The organism is Pedobacter heparinus, assembly GCF_032678725.1.
GTDB lineage: Bacteria > Bacteroidota > Bacteroidia > Sphingobacteriales > Sphingobacteriaceae > Pedobacter > Pedobacter heparinus_A.
In genome coordinates, this window is record NZ_JAVTSC010000041.1 from 1 (window position 1) to 1,632 (window position 1,632).

1 protein-coding gene is annotated in these 1,632 nt (G+C 47.5%); it reads left to right on the forward strand.

Annotated elements, in window-relative coordinates; translation table 11 throughout:
* Nucleotide 1: 1 nt before the first annotated feature.
* Nucleotides 2-1,632 (forward strand): protein-disulfide reductase DsbD family protein (locus tag R2Q85_RS24500; RefSeq protein WP_316814441.1); only part of this gene is annotated, 1,631 nt, incomplete at its 3' end.

Sequence of the window (1,632 nt, forward strand, 5' to 3'; positions counted from 1 at the left end):
CATTTTCCTGTACATCGGGTCAGTTACCACCGTTTTCGGGCAAGAAACAGATACTTCGATTGCAGATCTCGAATTTACTGAGATCAGCGCTGATAGTGCTCTAGCCGATACCGCTGCAGTAAGTCCGGCCATACCGGCTGTTCAGGCGGTAACAGACAGCAGTACCCTTGTGGCTGCCAAAGCTGTAGTGCAGCAGGAAGAACAGACATCCCTTACCGGGATCTTTATTGCCGGCTTTATCGGTGGGCTGGCCGCTTTGCTGATGCCCTGTATTTTCCCAATGCTGCCCCTTACGGTCAGCTTTTTTACCAAGGGCAGCCAAACCAAGGGCAAGGCAGTAAGCCGGGCCCTGTTCTACGGACTTTCCATCATCATCATTTATGTGGTCTTAGGACTGCTGGTTACGGTGATCTTTGGGGCCGATGCACTCAACAGTCTTTCTACCAATGGGGTATTCAATTTCCTGTTCTTTGTGCTGCTGCTGATCTTTGCCATTTCCTTTCTGGGTGCTTTCGAGATCACCTTACCCTCATCATGGGTAAACAGGATGGATGCCAATTCAGATAAAGGTGGGCTGGCGGGTCTGTTCTTTATGGCCGGAACCCTTGCCCTGGTTTCTTTTTCCTGTACCGGTCCGATCATCGGTACCCTTTTGGTCCAGGCCGCCACCAGCGGCGCATTGTTAGGTCCGGCAGTAGGGATGTTCGGTTTCTCTTTTGCCCTGGCCATTCCCTTTGCCCTGTTTGCCCTGTTCCCATCCTGGTTGAGTGCATTGCCCAAATCCGGAGGCTGGTTAAACAGTGTAAAAGTTGTTTTGGGTTTTTTAGAACTGGCCCTGGCCCTGAAATTTTTAAGCAATGTTGATCTGGCTTATCACTGGAACTTGTTTGACAGGGAGATCTTCCTGGTATTATGGATCGTGATCTTTGGCCTAATGGGGCTGTACCTGCTGGGCAAACTGAAATTCTCGCATGATAGTCCGGTAAACTTCATTTCTATCCCAAGGTTAATGATCGCTATAGTTGTGCTGTCCTTCAGCATCTATATGATCCCCGGGTTATGGGGAGCACCTTTAAAGTCAATCTCTGCCTTTCTTCCCCCGCAGGGGACACAGGATTTTGACTTGTATACACCCACTTTAACCGGGGGCACCGGTAATCAGGCAGCTGTAAGTGATGACCAGGGCAAGCATAAGTATTCAGACATTTTCCATGCACCACTAAAACTGAATGTATTTTTTGATTATGAGGAAGGCCTGGCTTATGCCAAAAAGGTAAACAAACCCATCATGATAGATTTTACCGGTCATGCCTGTGTGAACTGTCGTAAAATGGAAGCCAATGTATGGCCGGACAAAGCCGTTTACAGCAGGCTGAACCACGATTATGTGCTCATTCAATTGTATGTTGACGATAAAACAGAACTGAAAGAAAATGAAAAATACAAATCTGGCTTTAGCGGAAAAACAGTGAACACCATTGGCAACAAATGGAGTGATGTTCAGGCGGCTAAATTCAATTCCAATTCCCAGCCTTTTTATGTGCTGCTTGGTCACGATGAAAAACCCCTGGTCAAACCAACGGGTGCAAATTATGACCCTGTTGAATACCTGAAATTCCTGGATAGCGGGTT